At 71.6% G+C, this 2,843-nt stretch carries 3 protein-coding genes; all 3 read left to right on the forward strand.

Annotated features, from left to right (window positions below):
- A partial coding sequence (locus J1C73_RS17675) for an NAD(P)H-dependent flavin oxidoreductase (protein WP_207317241.1) occupies positions 1-913 on the forward strand: 913 nt, incomplete at its 5' end.
- The gene (locus J1C73_RS17680) at positions 910-2,451 is read left to right on the forward strand and encodes an acyl-CoA synthetase (protein ID WP_207317242.1); all 1,542 of its coding nucleotides are present in this window, start codon (positions 910-912) and stop codon (positions 2,449-2,451) included. The genes J1C73_RS17675 and J1C73_RS17680, both read left to right, overlap by 4 nt.
- A 131-nt stretch (positions 2,452-2,582) precedes the next feature.
- Positions 2,583-2,843 (forward strand): AMP-binding protein (locus tag J1C73_RS17685; protein ID WP_207317243.1); only part of this gene is annotated, 261 nt, incomplete at its 3' end.

Below are 2,843 nucleotides of genomic sequence, written 5' to 3' on the forward strand. Positions count from 1 at the left end.
CGCTCACGCCCTCCACCTTCTTCGCGGGCATGACGACATCGAGGCCGATGTCGAGGCGATGATCCCGGCCGGACACCGGCAGTTCGTCCAGGACACCCTCGCCAAGCACGGCGTCCCCGAACTCGCCGCGGGCGAGGCCTCCGGCTGGCGCATCACCGGCTGGATGGAGGAGGTCGCCCGCAACCAGCTCGATGTGGCGTTCGGCTACCCCATCAAGCTGCTCGCCAACGCGCTGGGTTCACCGCCCGCCGACGTCATCGCCCGCGCCCACGACCAGGACGTGCTGGTCGCCGCCCTCGCCGGCAGTGCCCGGCACGCCCGGCACCACGCGGACGCGGGCATCGACGTCGTCGTCGCCCAGGGCTACGAAGCGGGCGGCCACACCGGGGAGATCGCCTCCATGGTGCTGGTCCCGGACGTCGTCGACGCCGTCGGCCCGCTCCCCGTCCTCGCCGCGGGCGGCATCGGCAGCGGCGAACAGGTCGCCGCCGGGCTCGCCCTCGGCGCCCAGGGCGTCTGGCTCGGCTCCCTCTGGCTCACCACCGAGGAAGCCGACATGCACTCCCGCGCCCTGACCGCCAAACTCCTCGCCGCGGGATCCGGCGACACCGTCCGCTCCCGCGCCCTCACCGGTAAACCCGCACGCCAGCTGCGTACCGAATGGACCGACGCCTGGGACGACCCGGCGGGCCCCGGCACACTGCCCATGCCGCTCCAGGGGCTCCTGGTCGCCGAAGCCGTCTCCCGTATCCAGAAGTACGAGACGGGCGCCCTGCTCGGCACCCCCGTCGGCCAGATCGTCGGCCGGATGAACACCGAACGCAGCGTGCAGGCCGTCTTCGACGATCTGACCCGCGGCTTCGAACGCGCCGTGGACCGGATCAACCGCATCGCCGGACGGAGCACCGCATGAACCAGCCGCCCAACGGCTTCTGGGCCCAGGCCACCGCCGACCCCGATCGTACGGTCCTGATCGCACCCGACGGCGAGAACTGGACGGCCGGACGGCTGCACGCCGACGCCAACCGGATGGTCCACGCACTGCGCGCGGCCGGTCTGGAGGAGGGCGACGCGTTCGCCGTCGTCCTGCCCAACGGGGTCGAGTTCCTCACCGCCTACCTGGCCGCCTCGCAGGCCGGGTTCTACCTCGTCCCGGTCAACCACCACCTCGTGGGCCCCGAGATCGCCTGGATCGTCTCCGACTCCGGTGCCAAGGTGCTCATCGCCCACGAACGCTTCACGGCCGCCGCGACCGCCGCCGCCGACGAGGCGAAACTGCCCGCGAGCCACCGCTACGGCGTCGGTACGGTCGAAGGCTTCCGCCCGTACGCCGACCTGCTGGAGAACCGGCCGGTCTCACCCCCCGAGGGGCGCACCCTCGGCTGGGTCATGAACTACACCTCCGGCACCACGGGCCGGCCGCGCGGCATCCGGCGCCCGCTGCCCGGAAAGCTCCCCGAGGAGACCTACCTCGGCGGCTTCCTCGGCATCTTCGGCATCAAACCGTTCGACGGCAACGTCCATCTGGTCTGCTCACCGCTCTACCACACCGCGGTCCTCCAGTTCGCGGGAGCCGCCCTGCACATCGGCCACCCGCTGGTGCTGATGGACAAGTGGTCGCCCGAGGAGATGCTGCGGGCGATGGACACCCATCGCTGCACCCACACGCACATGGTCCCCACTCAGTTCCACCGCCTCCTCGCCCTCCCCGACGAGGTGAAGCGGGGGTACGACGTCACGGCGATGCGCCATGCCATCCACGGGGCGGCTCCCTGCCCCGACCACGTCAAACGGGCCATGATCGACTGGTGGGGCCAGTGCGTCGAGGAGTACTACGCGGCCAGCGAGGGCGGCGGCGCCTTCGCCACGGCCGAGGACTGGCTGCGCAAACCCGGCACCGTCGGCCGGGCCTGGCCGATCAGTGAACTCGCGGTCTTCGACGACGACGGCAACCGCCTCGCGCCCGGCGAGCTCGGCACCGTCTACATGAAGATGAGCACCGGCGGCTTCAGCTACCACAAGGACGAGGGCAAGACGAGGAAGAACCGCATCGGGGACTTCTTCACGGTGGGCGACCTCGGCGTCCTCGACGAGGACGGCTACCTCTTCCTCCGCGACCGCAAGATCGACATGATCATCTCGGGCGGGGTCAACATCTACCCCGCCGAGATCGAGAGCGCGCTGCTCACCCACCCCGCGGTCGCCGACGCCGCCGTCTTCGGCATCCCGCACGCCGACTGGGGCGAAGAGGTCAGAGCGGTGGTCGAAGCCGCCGAGGGGTACGAGGCGGGTGACGCGCTCGCCGCCGAGATCCTCGGCCACTGCGACGGGCAGCTCGCCGGGTACAAACGCCCCAAGACCCTCGGCTTCATCACGACGATGCCCCGCGACCCCAACGGCAAGCTGTACAAACGGCGGTTGCGCGAGCCCTACTGGGAGGGCCACGCCTGACGCCGCTCACGGGCCCGCCCACCCGCGCGGGCCCGTCGCGATCAGCCCCTGACCCTTCGGCGGGCCCGCCCGGCATCCCGGCCGGTATCCAGACCCTTGACCGCCGGGCCCCGCCCGCACAGGATCACGCCATGACAGGTGTACGAAGCAGCACAGTGGACGGCGTCGTGACCCGCAGCGCACGGCGCACCCCCGAGCGCACCGCCCTGCGGTACGCCGACCGGACCTGGACCTACCGCGGGCTCGACGAGGCGGTCGGTACCGCGGCCGCCGTCCTCATGGACGGACACGGGCTGCGCCCGGGGGACCGGGTGGCCGCCTACGCCCACAACTCCGACGCGTATCTGATCGGGTTCCTCGCCTGCGCCCGCGCCGGACTGGTCCACGTCCCG

Origin of the sequence: Streptomyces laculatispora (assembly GCF_017353455.1) — a bacterium.
Lineage (GTDB): Bacteria > Actinomycetota > Actinomycetes > Streptomycetales > Streptomycetaceae > Streptomyces > Streptomyces laculatispora.